Below are 16922 nucleotides of genomic sequence, written 5' to 3'. Positions count from 1 at the left end.
GAATGGGGGGTGCCCAAGCGGTCCGGCTTTCCTAGTCTCGAGGAGACCGGGCGCGTGCCCGGTCCCCTCGGCCTGACAAAGGAGTCGCGCGCGTGAAGACCAAGGCAGCTGTCGTCTACGAAGCCGGAAAGAAGATCGAGATCGAGGAGCTCGACCTCGACGGACCCCGCGAGGGTGAGGTCCTCATCCGCTACACCCACGCTGGTCTGTGCCACAGCGACGTCCACGTCGCCCACGGCGACCTCGAGGCCCGTCTGCCGATGGTCCTCGGTCACGAGGGTGCGGGCATCATCGAGGAGGTCGGCCCCGGGGTGACCCGGGTCAAGGTCGGCGACCACGTCGTCTGCTCCTTCATCCCCAACTGCGGCTCCTGCCGCTACTGCGCCACCGGGCGCCAGTCGATCTGCGACATGGGCGCATCGATCCTCGAGGGCAACCTGCCCGGCGACCGCTGGCCGATCAGCGGTCCCCGGGGCCAGTACGGCGCCATGTGCATGCTCGGCACCTTCAGCCAGTACGGCGTGATCCACCAGACCTCGGCGGTCAAGGTCGACGACGACCTGCCCCTGGAGAAGGCCGTGCTCGTCGGCTGCGGCGTGCCCACCGGGTGGGGCGCGGCCGTCAACACGGCCAACGTGCGCGCCGGCGACACCGTCCTCGTCGTCGGCATCGGCGGCATCGGCATCAACGCCGTGCAGGGCGCGCGCTACGCCGGGGCCAAGAACGTCATCGCCATCGACCCGCTGGAGAACAAGCGCGAGAAGGCGATGGAGCTCGGGGCGACCCACGCCTTCGCCAGCACCGACGAGGCCATGGCCGCGCTCACCGACATGACCCGCGGTCAGATGGCCGACTCGGCCATCCTCACCCCCGGGCTGATGACGTCGGAGATCGTGACGGGCGGCTTCCACGCCGTCGGCAAGGGCGGCACGGTGGTGCTCACCGGGCTCAACAAGCTGATGGAGCAGAACATCGAGCTGCCCGGCACGATCCTCACCCTCTACCGCAAGAGCATCAAGGGCAGCCTCTTCGGCGACTGCAACCCGACGGTCGACATCCCGCGCATCCTCTCGCTCTACCAGAGCGGTGACCTCAAGCTCGACGAGATCATCACGCGCACCTACACGCTCGACCAGGTGCAGGAGGGCTACGACGACCTGCTCGCCGGCAAGAACGTGCGTGGGGTCGTGGTGCACGAGCACCCGTGACCGCGACTGCAGACCGTCCCTCTGCTCGCACCCCGGCCGGCCAGGTGGTCGGCCGGGGTCGTGAGGTCGAGCTGCTCGAGGCAGCACTCGCCAGCGGCGCCCACGTCGTGCTCGAGGGCCCGCCCGGCACCGGCAAGTCGACGCTGCTGCGCCGGGTGGCCGCAGACCGGGAGAGCACCTTCGAGCTCGTCGAGGGCAACGCCGAGCTCACGCCCGCGCGGCTGGTCGGGCACTTCGACCCGGCCCTCGTGCTCGAGCGCGGCTACCGGCCCGAGGTCTTCGTCGACGGCCCGCTGCTCGAGGCCATGCGCGACGGTGGGCTGCTCTACGTCGAGGAGCTCAACCGCGTGCCCGAGGAGACGCTGAACGTGCTGCTCACGGTGATGTCGGAGCGCGAGCTCAACGTGCCGAGGCTCGGCCGGGTCGCCGCCCATGACGGCTTCCGGCTGGTCGCCGCGATGAACCCCTACGACACCGTCGGCACGGCGCGCATCTCGGGCGCTGTCCACGACCGCACCTGCCGCATCGTCATGGGCTACCAGTCGGCGCAGGACGAGCACGACATCACGGCGCTGGCGGGGGTCGAGATCCCCGCCGACCATCGGGCCGCCATCGTCGCGCTGGTGCGGGCAACCCGCTCGCACCACGACATCCGGGTCGGCTCCTCGGTGCGGGGCGCCATCGACGTCGTGGGGATCAGCAGCGAGCTGGCCCGGCGCCGAGGCGTCGCGCCCACCGACTGGCAGGCCGGGCTCGACGCGGCCCTGGTGGCCCTGTCGGGGCGGATCCGGCTGGGGGAGGCCTGCACCCGCACCGCGGAGGAGGTCATCACGGCGCTCTGGGTCGAGCACTTCGGCCGTCAGCCCGACCCCGACGACGAGGGTGACCCATCGGACACCGAGCGAGGTGGTGGCTCGGGGGAAGCCTGAGCCCGCCGCCGGCGGGCCCCCCGCGACGGCCGAACCCCAAGGCCGGCGCTCCCGACCTGCGCACCACCGGTCGGGCCCAGCTCTCGCAGCACCCGGCTTTCGCCGAGGTCTCGCCGCAGGTGGGGGTGCTCGACCGTGACGCCCTCGATGCCGCGATGGCGCAGGACCCGGACGGCACCCTCGTGCTGCTCGCCGACCTGACCAACGCGACCGACGAGGCCCTGCGCGCGGCGGCTCGTCGGCTGGCCCCGCTGCTGGTGCTCGACCGGGTGCGCTCGGGCCGCTCCACCCGCAGCGGCGCCGCCCGCCCGCGCGAGGTCCCCGCCTCGCGCGGGGGCGACCTCGACATCGACCGGTCCATGGACGCGATCGCCGCGGCCCGCGCCGAGCGTCGTCCGGCGTCCCTCGACGACCTCGTCGCCCGCGACTGGGGCCGCCCCGGGTTGGCCCTGGTCGTGGTGGTCGACCGCTCGGGCTCGATGTCGGGTGACCGCCTCGCCACGGCCGCGGTCACGGCTGCCGCGTGCGCTCTCCGCGCTCGCGACGAGCACGCCGTCATCGCCTTCGCCCGTGACTCGGTCGTGCTCAAGCGCCTCGACGAGCCCACGTCGCCGACCACGACGGTCGACCGGGTGCTGCGGCTGCGGGGGCACGGCGTGACCGGCCTGGCCGGCGCGCTGGTGGCGGCCGCCGAGCAGCTGCGCTCGTCCCGGGCGCAGCGCAAGGTCGTCGTCCTGCTCTCCGACTGTCGCTCGACCGACGAGCAGGACGCCGTCCCCGCAGCCCTGCGGCTCCCCGAGCTGCTCATCCTCTCGCCCGCCGACGACTCCGACGAGGCCGTCGAGCTGGCCCGTCGCACGGGGGCCCGTCAGGCCGAGCTGTCGTCGGCCGGTGACGCCGCCGCGATCCTCGACCGCTGGCTGGGCTGACCATCGAGAGGCGCTGGCCCGAGGTCTCAGGCAGCGCCTCCGAGGTGGCGGAGCAGCACCCCCACGACGAACTGGTGGTCCTCCAGCTGGGGAAGCCCAGAGACCCCGAACCAGCCCACGACCCCGACCCCGCGGACCCGTAGCGGGATCGCCCCCCCGGCCGCGGCGTAGTCGTCGGCGGGCAGGGCGAAGCGCTCGGCCAGGGTGATGCCCTGGTCGTGGCACAGGCGCGCCATCGACAGCGAGGAGCGCTCGAACCGCAGGACGACCCGGCCCTTGCGCCGCAGCCACTCGTCGTTGTCCCTGGTCGACCCGGGGAGCCCGCAGTGGAAGAGCTGGTGCTCGCCGCGCCACAACCCGATCGAGATCGGCAGCCCCCGCTCCCTGGCCGACTCGGCTGCCGACGTGCCCAGCGCGTAGGCGTCGTCCTCCGTCAGGGCGGGGAGCCACAGCCGCTCCTCCTGCGCCTCGAGGTCAGTCAGCGTCGGCCACGTGGTGATGTCTGACGGCACGAGCGCCTGCCCCTCGATCGAGTGTGCTTGTGGCCTCAGCCTATAGCGGGAGGTCGGCTCGGCGGCGCGGGCTATGGGCAGTTTGCGGGGGTTCACGGGCTAGCCAGCTCCGGGGCGACGGTCGAGGGTGGGACGACGTGCCGTCTGACGCCCGTCGTGACACCCCTCGACCTGTTGGGCGTGATCCCAGCCTTCGCACAGATTGGCCCTAGCCGGACAGGATGCGGTCCCCCGGGGATGCCGGCGTCGGCTCTTGCGCCAGCCGGGCGAGGGCGAGCGCCCCGGCGAGGGCGAGCACGAAGCCCACGACCGCGACCGGCCCGAAGCCGTCACGGGTGCGGTCCCCCAGCAGGGCGATCCCGACGACCGCGGGCACGAGGGTCTCGCCGATGAGCAGGGGGGCCGTGGCCTGGGTGACCGCGCCTCGTTGCAGCGCGGTGGAGTAGGCGAGCAGAGCCACCAGACCGGAGAGCGCGAGCGCCCACAGTGCGGGGTGCGTGAGCAGGAGCCACACACCGTGGCCGTCGGCCGGGGTGGGGAGCAGCCGGCCGGCGATCGAGGTGGCGCCGAAGGCCAGGCCGGCGACGACCGACAGCGCCGCGACACCACGGGCGCCGGGCACGCGACCGGCGAGCACCGCGAGCCCGGTCAGCACCAGGGTGACCGCCAGCAGCCCCCACTCCACGGCCGGGCCCACGGCTGAGGCGGCTCCCTCGCGGGCCGAGAGCGCCACGAGCACCAGACCGACGAGCACCACCGCGAGGGAGACCACCGCCGGGCGGCTGAGCCTCGTGCGCTGCAGGACCGCGCTGGCGACCGCCGTGACGGCCAGCGACCCGGCGATGACGACCTCCACCAGGAACAGCGGCAGGCTGCGCAGAGCGAGCAGCCACAGCACGAAGGCGAGGCCGTCGAGGGTCAGCCCGAGCACGTAGCGCCAGGACCGCGCGAGTCGGCCGAGCAGCCGTGGGTCGAGCCCCGCGCTGCGGCGCGTCTCGCCGGCGGCGATCGACTCGAGCACCGCGGCGACCCCGTATGCCAGGGAGGCCGCGACGGCGCAGCCGAGCCCGAGGGCAGCGCCCATCCGCGTCAGGCCGGGAGGAGGCGCGCGAGCAGGGCTCGGGCGTAAGCGCGCTCGGCGTCGAGGTCGACGAAGCGACCGTCGACTCCACCGGCGGCAGTGGCCGTCACGGCATACCCACCGCTGACCTGCTCGAGACGCACGAACGCGGCGCCGAGCAGTGCGCGCAGCTGGTCCTCGCGGGGGAACCACACGACCCGCTCGCGCTCGATGCTGTCGAGGGCCCACTCGGTCGTGCCGTTGAAGCCGATGAGGTCACCGGTCTCGAAGCGGTGGACATCGGCCGTGACGTCACTGAGCACGAAGACGCGCTCCTCGAGGTCCTCGACGGGGATGACGAAGCGGTCCCCGGACGAGGGCGACCAGAGGAGTCCCGCGTCCTTCAGCTGCCGGGCCATCTCGAGCGTGAGCACGCTCCCATCTGACCACACTCTGCTAGCGCAGGCCCTCGACGGTCGCCACCGACCGTGCCTCTCCGCGCACGAAGAGGTCGAGCGTCAGGTCGTCGTCGAGGTACGACGCGATCCCCGTCAGACCAGCCGTCGCCCGCACGATCGCCTGCGCCCGGTCACCGGTCAGTGGGTAGTCCGGCACCACCGGTCGCCAGTGGGCGGCGAGCACGTGACCTCCGGGAGCGAGCTGGGCCACGGCCCGGTCGAGCAGGTCCCGCGCCTCGTCGGGCTCGAGGTAGGAGACGACCTCGCTCAGCACGACGAGGTCGAAGGGCCCCTCGGGCCACAGGTCGCGCAGGTCCCAGTGCCGCAGGGTCACCCGCTCGTCCAGCTCGACCGAGTGCAGGCGCTCACGGGCGAGATCGACCGCGGCGGGCACCAGGTCGCCGGAGACGACGTGGTCGGCCCGGCGGGCCAGCTGCTCCGTGAGCACCCCGAGCGAGCAGCCCGGCTCGGCCACCCGCCCCAGCTCGGGCCGCGGGAGCATCGCCATCGTTAGGGCGTGCTTGCGCTGCTGGTACCACATGGGGGGGTCATACCCGTGGGGCCGGACGGGCAACCCGGGGAGCGGGTGGGCCTCCGGGTGTCGGGGACGTCGCCGCAGTGACATCCTGCGAGGATGCACATCCTCACCGTGGCCTACGGCCACCCGACCGACCCCGCCGCCTTCGACGCCCACTACGAGCAGACGCACCGCGGCCTGGCCGCGAAGATGCCCGGGCTCCGGGCGTTCACCGCGCTGAAGTGCGCCTCGCTCGACGGCACCCCAGCGCCGTACTACCTGATGGCCCAGCTCACCTTCGACTCCGAGGCCGACCTCGGTGCCGGTCTCGGATCGCCCGAGGGGCAGGCCGCCGCGGCAGACGTGGCGACCTTCGCCGACGGTGGAGCCGCGATGTTCGTCCAGCACGACTGACCGAGCCCTCGGCGGCCAGCGCGCTTACGGGGCAAACACCCCCAGTTATCCACTCCTCCCGCGAGGGGGCCCCGGCGTCCCTATAGTGAGAGCGCGAGCAAGGACGTCCCCCTAGGTCCTTGGTCGCATCGCGGTCCTTGACCGCACCGCCTCACCCTGTCCCCTGTGGGTGAGGCATCGAGCGTGGTGGTGCCTTCCCCGGGTGCCACCACGCTCGGTTCGTCTCGGGCTCCTCTCGGGCTCCTCTCGGGCTCGGTCAGAGGTCAGCGCGGGGCGAGGGGCTCGCCGCGGCGCAGCGCCTCGAAGCCGTCGGGATCGGTGGTGGCCAGGTGGCGCCGGGTGCGTCGGCGGTGGCGCCACACCTGGATGCCGCCGCCGACCCAGAAGAGGTACTGCACCGACAGGGCCCAACGGAAGTCGCCGAGGTCGTAGTAGGCCGGACCCCGCGGCTCGAGGTGGTCGAGCACCACGCCGATCAGCGCCATCGTCAGCAGCGACGCCGCGAAGCCTCCGATGTTGGCGATGCCGAGGGCCGAGCCGATGCGGTGCTGGGGGTTGAAGGTGCGGGCGAGGTCGAGCCCGACCATGCTGCCGGGCCCGCCGACGGCGATGACCACGACGAGCAGCACCAGCAGCCACAGGGGAGCACGCCCCGGCCACAGCAGCACGACGGTCCACATCGCGCTGATCGCGCCGACGATGCTCAGCACGAAGCGCGAGCGGTGGAAGGGGTGGTCGGCGACGAGCTTGCCCAGCAGCGGGCCGGTGACCATCGCACTCAGGGTGATGACCACCAGCACGACGCTGGCCGTGCCCGCGGAGAGCCCCTCGCCCTTGACCAGGAAGGGGAACCCCCAGAGCAGGGTGAAGACCGTGGGGGAGAACTGGGCGGTGAAGTGCGACCACAGCCCGAGCTGGGTGCCCGGGGTGCCCCACGTCTCGCGCAGGGACTGCGCGACCGCGCGCACCCGGATCGGCTCCTGCGGTGTGCCTTCGTAGGGAGAGTCCTTGACCAGGAAGATGACGCCGGCTGCGGCCAGCAGCCCGAGGGCCGAGGCGATCGAGAAGGTGCGCGTCCACCCCAGGTGGGCGAGGGCCGCCGACAGCGGGAACGACGCCCCGATGGCCCCGACCTGCCCCAGCTGGCCCGTGAGCTGCGTGAGCAGAGGGGCCTGCCGCACCCGGAACCAGAGGGCGACGATGCGCATCACGCTGACGAAGATCATGGCGTCGCCGGCGCCCACGAGGACGCGCGCACCGATGCCGACCGCGAAGGTGCCGGCGAAGGCGAACCACAGCTGCCCGCCGGACATGAGCGCGACCCCGATGAGCAGCAGACGGCGCGAGCCGTAGCGGTCGAGCAGCACGCCGACCGGGATCTGCATCGCGGCGTAGACCAGCAGCTGCACGACGGTGAAGGTCGCCAGCTGCGCGGCGCTGATGTGGAAGCGGTCGGCGGCGACGAGCCCGGCGACACCGAGCGAGGTGCGGTGGAAGATGCCGAGCACGTAGACGCCGAGGGCGGTGGCCCACACGGCATACGCCCGGCGACCGCCGAGGTCGTGCAGCCGGGCCGGGCTCGGCGACGGCGATGCGGCGCTCACCGGCCGGCCTGGATCCGGGAGATCGCCGCCTCGACGTGGTGCCGCACGGCTTTGGCGAAGGCGGCCTTCGTGCCCGAGCGCAGCAGCTCGACGAGCTCGCGGTGGCCCGTGAGGGCCTCGTCGAGCCGGGAGCCCGACATGCGCATCTGGGCCGCCACGATGGTCAGCTGTCGGTCGCGCAGCGACTGGTAGGTGCCGGTGAGGACGGCGTTGCCGGCCGCGGCGACGATCACCTCGTGGAAGTGACGGTCGTGCCCGACGAAGGCGCTCACGTCGTCGGCGACCCGGGCCGTCTCCATCTGGTCGAGGAGGTCGTCGAGGGCGCCGAGGACCTCGCCGCGCCGCTGCCACATCGCCCCAGCCGCCCACTCCTCGATCACGAGGCGGGCCTGCAGCACGTCGCGGGCGGCGTCGGAGGTCAGTGGCACGACGAGCGCGCCCTTCTTGGGGTAGAGCCGCACGAGGCCCTCGGTCTCGAGGCGGAGCAGCGCCTCCCGCACGGGGGTGCGTGAGACCCCCGTCACCGTCGCCAGCTCGCCCTCGGTGACGAAGCCGCCCCCGGGCAGGTGGCCGTCGAGGATGTCGCGCTTGACGCGGTCGTAGACGCGGGTGGAGGCGGAGGGAGGCGCAGGCATGATGCGTACAGCATAGATGCAACACGGGGGGCGGTCGGCCGACCCGACCCCTGACCACAGGCTCCCCACAGGTGCCCGACAGGGCCAGTGAATGCCGAGTACCTACCGTCGTCGCCGGTGGGCAGCACGTGCCCGCCGGGTGATGCGAGGGGTGGCGACATGGCCGGTCGTCGAGGGGTGCGCCGCACGTCGGTGCTCGTCGTGGGGGGGCTCCGAGCGGATCCGCGAGATCGGCCTGCGCAAGGCGCTGGGCGCCACCCCGCGGGTGATCCTGCGCCAGTTCCTCGTCGAGGCGAGCCTGCTGGGCCTCGCCGGAGGCGTCCTCGGTCTCGGCCTGGGCTACCTCGGCGCCGCCGTCCTGCCCCGCATCATCTCCCAGCCCGTCACGATCTCGGCGCTCGCGGCCCTCGCTGCGCTCGTCGTCTCCCTCGTCATCGGCATCGGCGCGGGGGTCCACCCCGCCAACCGTGCCGCCCGTCTGCCCCCCATCGACGCCCTGAGAAACGAGTGACTCGTATGAAGCGCCTCACCTCCACCCCCTCCACCACCACGGCTGTCGCGAAGGCGACCGCCACCCTCGCCGTGGCGCTCCTGCTGTCGGCCTGCGGCGGCAAGGCTACGACGACGGGAGGGGCGACGACGGCCCCGACCGCTGGTGGCACGCCCAGCGCGCGGGGGGGCGCGGCGGCCCGCCGCACTCCCGTCACGACGGGGCTCGTCGCCGCGGTGAGCGGCGGGACGATGCAGGTGCAGACCCGCACGGAGCAGACCGCGGTGACCTTCTCGTCGTCCACGCCCGTCACCAAGACCGTTGCCGGCTCGGCCTCGTCGGCCGCGGTGGGCTCCTGCGTCCTGGTCCGCGACGACTCGGGGGCGACGTCGTCATCGGTGACCGCGACGGCGGTCACGGTCAGCCAGCCCGTCCGGGGCGCGTGCCGCACCAACGCTTTCGGCGCGGGAGCCGGAGCCGGCTCCGGTGGTGGGCGGGGTCACGGCGGCGGTGCTGCCGGGATCGTGGGCACGGTGAGCGCAGTGCAGGGCTCGGCCCTGACGGTCGTGCCCTTCATCCGGGCCGCGGGCGCCACCGCCACCCCGAGCCCGACGACCGCCGCCCCGGTCGCTGTGGCGGTGACGGCCGCGACGACCTGGACCGTGGTCGAGAAGGGCGCGGCCAGCGACGTCACCGTCGGTGAGTGCGTGACCGCCGTGGGCAAGGCCGACGACACCGGCTCCGTGGCCGCGACCTCGCTCAGCCTGCGACCCGCGGTCGACGGGGCCTGCACCTTCGGTCGTGGCGGTGCCGGTGGCTCGGGTGGTGCTGGGGGCGGGGCGAACAGCGGAGGCGGCGCGAACGGTGGCGGCGCGGCGGCGACCGCGACGACCAGTGCCTGAGTCACTCACGGCCTGGCGTCGGTCGGCTCGCATTTCCCGGCTCGGCGGCGCCTGGGTGCGGCGCACGGCCACGGGGCTGGCAGTGGCGCTGGTCGCCGTCGGCGCCCATGCCGTGCACGCCTCCGGTGCGGGCTCCGCCGACCAGGGTCGATGGGTGTCGGCGGCCCCGCGTCGGTGACGTGCACGATCGCCGGAGCGGTCGCCGTGCCACCCTCGCTGTCGTGCACGGTGAGCGTGGCCGTGACGTCGCCCGCTGTGGCCTAGGTGTGGACGACCCCCGACTCCGGCAGGGGGTCTCGACGGCGATTCCGCCGGCGGCCCCGGCTCAGCCGACGGGCTGCGGCTCCCGGGCTCCGACGGGCTCGGCGCGCTCGCGGGGCTCGGCGGGCTCGCCGTCGTGGACCATCCCGATCATCCGCTCGTCGAAGGGGTCCTGGCCCGACAGCACCCGCTCCACCTGGTCCATGTCGATGGTGCTGGTCCACTGGCCGACGAGCACGCAGGCGATGGAGTTGCCGGCGAAGTTGGTCAGCGCCCGGGCCTCCGACATGAAGCGGTCGATGCCCACGATGAAGCCGACACCGTCGACGAGGTCGGGGCGGTGGCTCTGCAGGCCGCCGGCCAGCGTGGCCAGCCCGGCGCCGGAGACCCCCGCGGCCCCCTTGCTGGCGATGACCATGAAGACCAGCAGCCCGAGCTGCTCACCGATGGAGAACGGCTTCTTGAGCGCCTCGGCGATGAAGAGCGAGGCCATCGTCAGGTAGATGGCGGTGCCGTCGAGGTTGAAGGAGTAGCCGGTCGGGATGCTGATGCCGACGGTCGAGCGCTGCACGCCGAGGTGCTCCATCTTGGCGATGACCCGGGGCAGCGCCGACTCGGACGACGACGTCGAGAGGATGAGCAGGAACTCTGTTCCCAGATAGCGGAAGAGACGGAAGACGCTGACGCCGGTGACCATCCGCAAGATGGTGCCCAGGACCCCGAAGACGAAGATCGCGCAGGTGAGGTAGAAGGCGAGCATCAGCAGCCCGAGGCTCTTGAGGGCTCCTACACCGGTTGCGCCGACGATGGCCGCCATGGCACCGAAGGCACCGACCGGGGCGACCCACATGACCATGGCCATGACCTTGAAGACGAGGCCCTCGAGGTGGCGGATGCCTCCGAGGACCGGGTCAGCCGCCCGGCCCATCATCTGGAGGGCGAAGCCCACGAGCAGGGCGACGAGCAGGGCCTGCAGCACCGAGCCGGCAGTGAGGGCCGAGACCAGGGTGGTCGGGATGATCCCCAGCAGGAAGTCGACGGTGCCCTCGGCCGCTCCGGCGACCTGCTTCTGGCCCGAGCTGCGCACCGCCTCGGTCAGCTGGAGCGACTCGCCCGGCTTGATGATGTTGCCCACGACCAGGCCGATGCCGAGGGCGACGGTCGACATGGTGATGAAGTACCCGAGGGCGAGCCCGCCGACCTTGCCGACGCTGGCGGCCTTACGCACCGAGCCGATGCCGAGCACGATCGTGCAGAAGATGATCGGCGAGATCATCATCTTGACGAGGTTGACGAAGAGCGTCCCCATCCACTTCAGCTGGACGGCGAAGGTCGGGAAGAGGAAACCGACGATCACGCCGAGCACCACCGCGGCGATGACCGCGAGGTAGAGGAAGCGGGTCTTGTCCGTGCGCGGCTCCGACGCGACGGGTGCGCCGTCATCCGGGCCTGAGGTCCTGGTCACCGTGGACACATGTGCTCCTTTGCAGATGCGGGGCCGCCGGCGGGTGGTCGGAGGCTCTCTGTGGGTGAACGATGCCGCGCCTGCGACGTAGGGTCACTGTTGTGTTCATAGAGTTCGCGCCGCGTCGGTGGTCGCTCGCGAGCCAGATCCTCGGTCTGCAGGTCGTCGTCGCCGCGATCGTCGTCGCCGGCGGTCTCGTGGGGGCCTACGTGCAGGCCCGTGCCGCCACCCAGGAGCAGGCCCGCCAGCGGGTGCTCGCGGTCGCGAGCACCCTCGCCTCCGACCCCTACGTCGTCAGGGCGGTCACCGGCGCGGACCGGTCGGCCGTGACAGCGGTGCTCCAGCCGTATGCCGAGCGAGTGCGCCGCGAGACCGACACCGACTTCATCACGATCATGAACCCGCAGGGCACCCGCTTCACCCACCCCGACCCGACCAAGATCGGCGGCGCCTTCGTCGGTCACACCGCCGAGGCGCTCGCGGGGGGCGAGGTCGTGGAGGACTACCCCGGCACCCTCGGGCCGTCGACCCGTGCGGTCGTGCCGGTCTTCGCCGGGGGCGAGCGCGGGCGCCCGGTCGTCGCGCTCGTCGCGGTGGGCATCGGGCTCACGGCGGTCAGCGACCAGGTCGCCGCGCAGGTGCCCGGTCTGCTGCTCGCGGGGCTGCTCGTCGCCGCCTTCGCCGGGCTCGGCACCTGGCTGGTCGCCCGGCACGTGCGCCGGCAGACGCACGGGATGAACAGCTCCGAGCTGCGCCGGATGTACGACTACTACGACGCCGTCCTGCACGCCGTGCGCGAGGGTCTCGTGCTCGTCGACCACGACGGACGGGTGGGGCTGGTCAACGACGAGGGCAGGCGCCTGCTCGGCCTCGACGGCGAGGTCGACCCGGTGGGGCGGCCGGTGGGCGACCTCGGTCTGGCCCCCGACCTCGCCGGCGCGCTCGCGAGCGGCGAGCCGCGCACCGACGAGCTGCACGTCACGGCGGCCCGGGTGCTCGTGCTGAACCAGGCGCGCGCCCGGTGGGAGGGCCGTGACCTCGGCACCGTCACGACCCTGCGCGACCGGACCGACCTCGAGGCGCTGACGGGTGAGCTCGACTCGGCCCGCGGCCTCGCCGACGCGCTGCACTCGCAGGCGCACGAGGCGGCCAACCGGCTGCACACGGTCATCTCGCTCATCGAGCTCGGCCGCACCGCCGAGGCCCTGCGCTTCGCCACCGACGAGCTGACCTCGTCCCAGCGACTGACGGACGACTTCGTGGCCGCGGTGGGCGAGCCCGCCCTCACGGCCCTGTTGCTGGGGAAGGCGGCGCAGGCCAGCGAGCGGGGCGTCGACTTCCGCGTGCAGGCCTCGACGCGGGTCCCCGGCGGCCTCGCCCCGGCCCGCGACCTCGTCACGATCGTCGGCAACCTGCTCGACAACGCCCTCGACGCCGTCGCCGGTATGCCGCAGGGCCGGGTCGGCTTCACCGCCCACCTCGAGCCGGGTGCATGCGTGCTCGAGGTCAGCGACAACGGCCCCGGCCTCGACGCGCAGCAGACTGCACGCGCCTTCACCCGCGGCTGGTCGTCGAAGCCGACGCCCGACGGCTCCGCCGGCCGGGGTCTCGGGCTCGCCCTCGTGCAGCAGTGCACGAGCCGGCTCGGTGGCACGGTGTCGGTGTCGGAGCCCCCCGGTGCGACGTGGACGGTGCGGCTGCCACTGGCGGCGGCCGGCGTCGGGCCGGTCCCGTGAGCGAGCAGCCACCGGGCGGCGTCCGAGAGCCCACCGCGCCGGAGGCGCGACCTGACTTGACGGTGCTCGTGGTCGAGGACGAGCCGATCGCGGCGGCGGCACACACGGCCTACGTCAGGCGGGTGCCCGGCTTCACCGTCGTCGGTGCGGTGCACACCGGCCGAGATGCGTTGCGGTTGCTGGCGACCGAGTCCGTCGACCTCGTCCTGCTCGACATGCACCTGCCCGATGGGCACGGCCTCGACGTGGTGCGGGCCATGCGGTCGCAGGGTCTGCTCGCCGACGTCGTGGCGGTGACGTCGGCCCGCGACCTCGAGGTGGTGCGCGCCGCGGTGTCGCTCGGGGTGGTGCAGTACCTCCTCAAGCCCTTCGTCTTCGCCATGCTGCGCGACCGGCTCGAGGGCTACCGCGCCTTCCGTGACCGCACCGGCGGGCAGGAGGTGGTCGCGACCCAGGGCGACGTCGACGCGGTCATGGCCGGCGTGCGGCACACGGGCGCGAACCCGTTGCCCAAGGGTCTCGCCGAAGACGTCTGGGGCCGCGTGCTCGGGGCCGTGCGCGACCGGGGCGCCGCCTCGGCCAGCGAGGTCGGCGACGCGGTCGGGGTTGCCCGCGTGACGGCCCGGCGCTATCTCGAGCACCTCGCCGAGTCGGGGCTCGCGACGAGGGCCTCACGGCACACGGGCAACGGTCGGCCCGAGGTGGAGTACCGGTGGAAGCCGCCGGCCTGAGCGGTCGTCAGCGGTCGTCAGCCGGCCCAGGTGCCCCGGGCTCCGCGTCGGGCGTCTTCCCCGAGGGCGAAACGGCTCACCGTCTCGTGCCGCGGTCGGCGGCTCGGGCCCTCGTGCAGGTGCGAGGCGATGAGCTCGACCTCGTCGACCTGCCACGCCGGGCCGCGGTAGGTGTCGAGGACCCGCAGCCAGCGGGTGGCCTCGACGGGCCGCTTGAGCCGGGCCAGGGACAGGTGCGGGTGGAAGGGCTTGCCGTCCACGGGGGCGCCCGAGGTGGAGGCGGCGGCCCGCACGTTGACCGCAAGGCGGTGCAGCTCGCCGAGCGGCCCACCGGCCGCATCGTTGGCGTCGTCGCCATCCTGTAACCCCAGCCAGATCACCCGCGCCGCAACGGGATCGGGGAAGGTGCCGGCTCCGGCGAGGCGCACCGTCATCGGCCGCCGCCGGCCCGCCGCGTCGGCGAGCCGCTCCTCCAGCTCGAGCTCGGCGGCCGCCCCGACCGACTCCATGAACGCGAGGGTGACGTGCCACTGCCCGGGGTGGATCCACGGCATCCCGTGGTCCCGGCGTGGCTCGAGGAACTCCTCGAGGTGCTCGACGACCTCGTCGGGCGGCACGACGGCGACGAACATCCTCTGACCCATGGGCCTGATTCTGCCTCCGCCCGCCCCGCCCCAGCCACCCAGTTCCGCGTTCCGACCCGCTGTTCTGACGGCGTCCGACCCGCCGAACGGCGGGTTTCCCTTGTTCGGAACGCGATGTCAGGGGTGGGTGGATGGCGCTGGTTACTGGGTGGTCGCGTCGACCGCCGGGGTGTCGGCGGGGACCAGTGGCACCGGGATCTGCTCGGGGGGGTCGGCGGCGGAGCAGCTGCGCTCGGCTGCCCCCGCCTGCCGGGCGGTCTGGATGGTGGCGCCGTTGACGACGGTGACGTTGTCGTAGACCGGGGCCCCTTCGAGCAGGTTGCGGTACTCGTAGCGGGTGAGCGTGGCCAGCCGGCACGAGGTGTCGAAGGCCGCGATGTCGAAGGCGTAGGGCTGGCCGCGCAGCTCGCCGTCCGGCTCCTCGACGTAGTGCGAGACGACGCCGCCCCCGGTGAAGGTCCCCACGGTGATCCGGCTGCCGTCGATGGCGGCCGTGTGCAGGTGCCCGTTGACGCGCACCTGAGCCCGGTCGGCCCCGGCCGCCGCGCCCGGCTCGTGGGCCACGACCACGTCGGGCACCGGCTGGTCGGCCATCGACCGGTTGAACGCGTCGACGGCCGGCTGCTGCTTCCGGTCGGTGTCCATCGCGTCGTCGCCGAAGTAGCGCGGGTCGTCGAAGCCGGCCACTCGCAGCCCGTGCAGCAGATAGGTCGTGTATGCCGTCTCGCTCGGCTGGAGCAGCACGACGTTGGGGACCCGGCCCATCCGGTCGCGCAGCGCCCGGTCAGTGGGCGACGACTGGTCGTGGTTGCCGGTGGTGAAGATGTAGGGCACCCCGAGGGACTTGATTCCCGAGAAGACACCAGCCGCGTCGGCCTCGGTGACCGTGCCGAAGTTGACCAGGTCACCGGTGTCGATCACCGCGTCGATCTGCTCGGCGTCGATGATCGAGCGCATCAGGCCGTACTGGTTCTGACCGTGCACGTCGGAGACCAGCAGCACGCGGGTCGAGACCTCCTGGTTGAGGTCGGCCGGCACGAGGTTCTCCTGCAGCGACTTCGACAGGGCCAGCAGGTTGAGCACGTAGGGGGTGATCTGAGACGAGCGGGACGAGATGTCCTGCAGCAGGGCCCGGTTGCGCTCCACCTGCAGCAGCAGCCCGGTCGTGCGGAAGCTCTCGAAGGTCGACTGGCGGTAGGTCACGACGATCCCGCCGCCGGTGGCCAGGCAGGCGACGAGCAGGGCGCTGAGCACGATGCCGAGGTGGCGCAGGTCGGAGCGGCGACGCCACCTCGAGTAGTGCAGGGCGAGCGAGAGAGCCAGGGCCACCACGCCCGCGCCCGAGACGAACCGCCATCCCACGCCCTGCGCGGCCGCGGCCAGGGCGGTCGAGATCTCGTCCGGGCTCGGTTGCAGGGTGGCGATGTCGATGTCGCGGCTGGTGAAGACCGACGTGATCGTGTCCTTGACCGAAGCGGAGACCTCGATGCCGGGGGCGATGACGGGCGAGCGGAAGCCCAGGTCGACGTCACCCACGATCGTGGGGCTGTGGAGCACCGCGGTGCGGGTGGGCACGGGCGACAGGCGGATCGTGGCCGAGTAGTTGGTGGTCTCGACGGTGGTCGGGGCGAGGTTCGTCGCCGCCACACCCCCGAGGTAGCAGGCAGCGACGATCGCGACCCACCGCACCACGGCGCCCACCCAGCGGCCCACCGTGCGGGCCTGAGTCGCGCGGCGCCCGCGGACCTCTCCGGGCCGACCAGGGTCCACGAGGTCAGGCCTGGAAGGCCGGCTCCGGCAGAGCGGGGCTGCGCAGCCGCACCACGCCCAGCGTGACGACCAGCGGCACGACCGACTGGGCCGTCAGCAGCACCCGCTCGCGCAGCCCGAGGGTCGCGCCGCCCGTGACGATGTCGGCGACGAGCACGATGAAGAGCAGGAACAGCACGACCGCCGTCACCTGGCCGAAGCGGGGCCGGAGCACGGCCGGTGCCCCGGGCACGTTGCGGGCCACGACCGCCGACCAGATCGACAGCGACACGAAGGCGATGTAGCTGGGGATCATGTGCCCGAGGCTGTTGTGGGCCGCGTGCGCGTTGGGGATCCACGCCATGATCAAGGTGGCGACCCCGCCGAGCCCGAGCAGGCCGCGTCCGGCACCGTCGGCCGTCCGCAGGCCGACCGCCGTCACCAGGTAGGCGAGGCCGGTGACCACGAGGGCGAGGGTCATGATCCACCGGTTCGGCAGGTCACCGGCGGCGAGCGCGCTCACCGACGACCGCACAGGGTCGTAGCCCGGGGTCGCCGACCCCGCCGCGAGCCAGCCCGTCATCAGGGCGACCGGCGCCACCGCAGCGGAGAGCACCGTCCACCCGGGGGCGGGGCGCAGGCGAGCAGGAGGGTGAGCGGTCACTCCATACGTCTAGC

At 73.0% G+C, this 16922-nt stretch carries 18 protein-coding genes; 8 read left to right on the top strand and 10 right to left on the bottom strand.

Features of this window, described 5'->3' with window-relative positions; all coding sequences use genetic code 11:
* The first annotated feature begins 92 nt into the window (after positions 1 to 92).
* The 3 genes from V3N99_10530 to V3N99_10520 all read left to right on the top strand — a co-directional run bounded on the left by V3N99_10530 (position 93) and on the right by V3N99_10520 (position 3066).
* Positions 93 to 1208 (top strand): NDMA-dependent alcohol dehydrogenase, encoded by a 1116-nt coding sequence (locus V3N99_10530; GenBank protein MEO3937181.1) that lies wholly within the window; start codon positions 93 to 95, stop codon positions 1206 to 1208.
* Positions 1205 to 2137: a MoxR family ATPase gene (locus V3N99_10525; GenBank protein MEO3937180.1), complete on the top strand. Its 933-nt coding sequence runs from the start codon at positions 1205 to 1207 to the stop codon at positions 2135 to 2137. Before V3N99_10530 ends, V3N99_10525 begins: the two co-directional genes overlap by 4 nt.
* Before the next feature lie 119 nt (positions 2138 to 2256).
* Positions 2257 to 3066, top strand: a complete 810-nt coding sequence (locus V3N99_10520) for a vWA domain-containing protein (protein ID MEO3937179.1) — start codon at positions 2257 to 2259, stop codon at positions 3064 to 3066.
* A 26-nt stretch (positions 3067 to 3092) separates the two neighbouring features.
* Here the strand turns inward: V3N99_10520 and V3N99_10515 are convergent, their stop codons facing one another.
* The 4 genes from V3N99_10515 to V3N99_10500 form a co-directional block, all read right to left on the bottom strand.
* The gene (locus tag V3N99_10515) at positions 3093 to 3578 is read right to left on the bottom strand and encodes a heme-degrading domain-containing protein (protein MEO3937178.1); all 486 of its coding nucleotides are present in this window, start codon (positions 3576 to 3578) and stop codon (positions 3093 to 3095) included.
* A 208-nt stretch (positions 3579 to 3786) separates the two neighbouring features.
* Positions 3787 to 4662: a hypothetical protein gene (locus V3N99_10510; GenBank protein ID MEO3937177.1), complete on the bottom strand. Its 876-nt coding sequence runs from the start codon at positions 4660 to 4662 to the stop codon at positions 3787 to 3789.
* Between the two features lie 5 nt (positions 4663 to 4667).
* Positions 4668 to 5072 carry a pilus assembly protein CpaE gene (locus V3N99_10505; GenBank protein MEO3937176.1) on the bottom strand — a complete coding sequence of 135 codons (405 nt, stop codon included), beginning with the start codon at positions 5070 to 5072 and terminating at the stop codon, positions 4668 to 4670.
* Between the two features lie 22 nt (positions 5073 to 5094).
* Positions 5095 to 5637, bottom strand: coding sequence for a class I SAM-dependent methyltransferase (locus tag V3N99_10500; GenBank protein MEO3937175.1), 543 nt, complete (start codon positions 5635 to 5637; stop codon positions 5095 to 5097).
* A 93-nt stretch (positions 5638 to 5730) separates the two neighbouring features.
* Between V3N99_10500 and V3N99_10495 the strand changes: the two genes are divergently transcribed.
* A complete protein-coding gene (locus V3N99_10495; protein ID MEO3937174.1) occupies positions 5731 to 6027 on the top strand; it encodes an EthD family reductase in 297 nt (98 codons plus the stop codon).
* A gap of 263 nt (positions 6028 to 6290) precedes the next feature.
* Here the strand turns inward: V3N99_10495 and V3N99_10490 are convergent, their stop codons facing one another.
* Entirely contained in the window at positions 6291 to 7631 is a 1341-nt protein-coding gene (locus V3N99_10490; protein ID MEO3937173.1) for an MFS transporter, read from the bottom strand.
* Complete coding sequence (locus V3N99_10485; protein MEO3937172.1) at positions 7628 to 8266, bottom strand: GntR family transcriptional regulator; 639 nt, start codon at positions 8264 to 8266, stop codon at positions 7628 to 7630. The genes V3N99_10490 and V3N99_10485 overlap by 4 nt, the downstream gene beginning before the upstream one ends.
* A 151-nt stretch (positions 8267 to 8417) precedes the next feature.
* Between V3N99_10485 and V3N99_10480 the strand changes: the two genes are divergently transcribed.
* The gene (locus V3N99_10480) at positions 8418 to 8777 is read left to right on the top strand and encodes an ABC transporter permease (GenBank protein MEO3937171.1); all 360 of its coding nucleotides are present in this window, start codon (positions 8418 to 8420) and stop codon (positions 8775 to 8777) included.
* Positions 8778 to 8782: 5 nt separating this feature from the next.
* Positions 8783 to 9658 carry a hypothetical protein gene (locus V3N99_10475; protein MEO3937170.1) on the top strand — a complete coding sequence of 292 codons (876 nt, stop codon included), beginning with the start codon at positions 8783 to 8785 and terminating at the stop codon, positions 9656 to 9658.
* A gap of 325 nt (positions 9659 to 9983) precedes the next feature.
* On the opposite strand, the gene V3N99_10470 is transcribed toward V3N99_10475, so the two are convergent.
* Complete coding sequence (locus tag V3N99_10470) at positions 9984 to 11384, bottom strand: cation:dicarboxylase symporter family transporter (protein MEO3937169.1); 1401 nt, start codon at positions 11382 to 11384, stop codon at positions 9984 to 9986.
* A 101-nt stretch (positions 11385 to 11485) separates the two neighbouring features.
* On the opposite strand from V3N99_10470, the gene V3N99_10465 reads away from it, so the two are divergent.
* Positions 11486 to 13120 carry a sensor histidine kinase gene (locus V3N99_10465; GenBank protein MEO3937168.1) on the top strand — a complete coding sequence of 545 codons (1635 nt, stop codon included), beginning with the start codon at positions 11486 to 11488 and terminating at the stop codon, positions 13118 to 13120.
* A 62-nt stretch (positions 13121 to 13182) separates the two neighbouring features.
* Positions 13183 to 13851 (top strand): response regulator, encoded by a 669-nt coding sequence (locus V3N99_10460; protein ID MEO3937167.1) that lies wholly within the window; start codon positions 13183 to 13185, stop codon positions 13849 to 13851.
* Between the two features lie 17 nt (positions 13852 to 13868).
* Here the strand turns inward: V3N99_10460 and thpR are convergent, their stop codons facing one another.
* The 3 genes from thpR to V3N99_10445 form a co-directional block, all read right to left on the bottom strand.
* Positions 13869 to 14495 (bottom strand): RNA 2',3'-cyclic phosphodiesterase, encoded by a 627-nt coding sequence (gene thpR, locus V3N99_10455; protein MEO3937166.1) that lies wholly within the window; start codon positions 14493 to 14495, stop codon positions 13869 to 13871.
* A gap of 141 nt (positions 14496 to 14636) precedes the next feature.
* On the bottom strand, positions 14637 to 16208 hold the full coding sequence (locus tag V3N99_10450) for a metallophosphoesterase (protein MEO3937165.1): 1572 nt from the start codon (positions 16206 to 16208) through the stop codon (positions 14637 to 14639).
* 61 nt (positions 16209 to 16269) lie between these two features.
* Positions 16270 to 16908: a DUF998 domain-containing protein gene (locus tag V3N99_10445; protein MEO3937164.1), complete on the bottom strand. Its 639-nt coding sequence runs from the start codon at positions 16906 to 16908 to the stop codon at positions 16270 to 16272.
* Positions 16909 to 16922 lie beyond the last annotated feature (14 nt).

The organism is Dermatophilaceae bacterium Soc4.6, from assembly GCA_039889245.1.
Taxonomy (GTDB): domain Bacteria; phylum Actinomycetota; class Actinomycetes; order Actinomycetales; family Dermatophilaceae; genus Lapillicoccus.
Note: the sequence above shows the minus strand (reverse complement) of the source record. Positions and strands in the feature narration are given on the sequence as shown.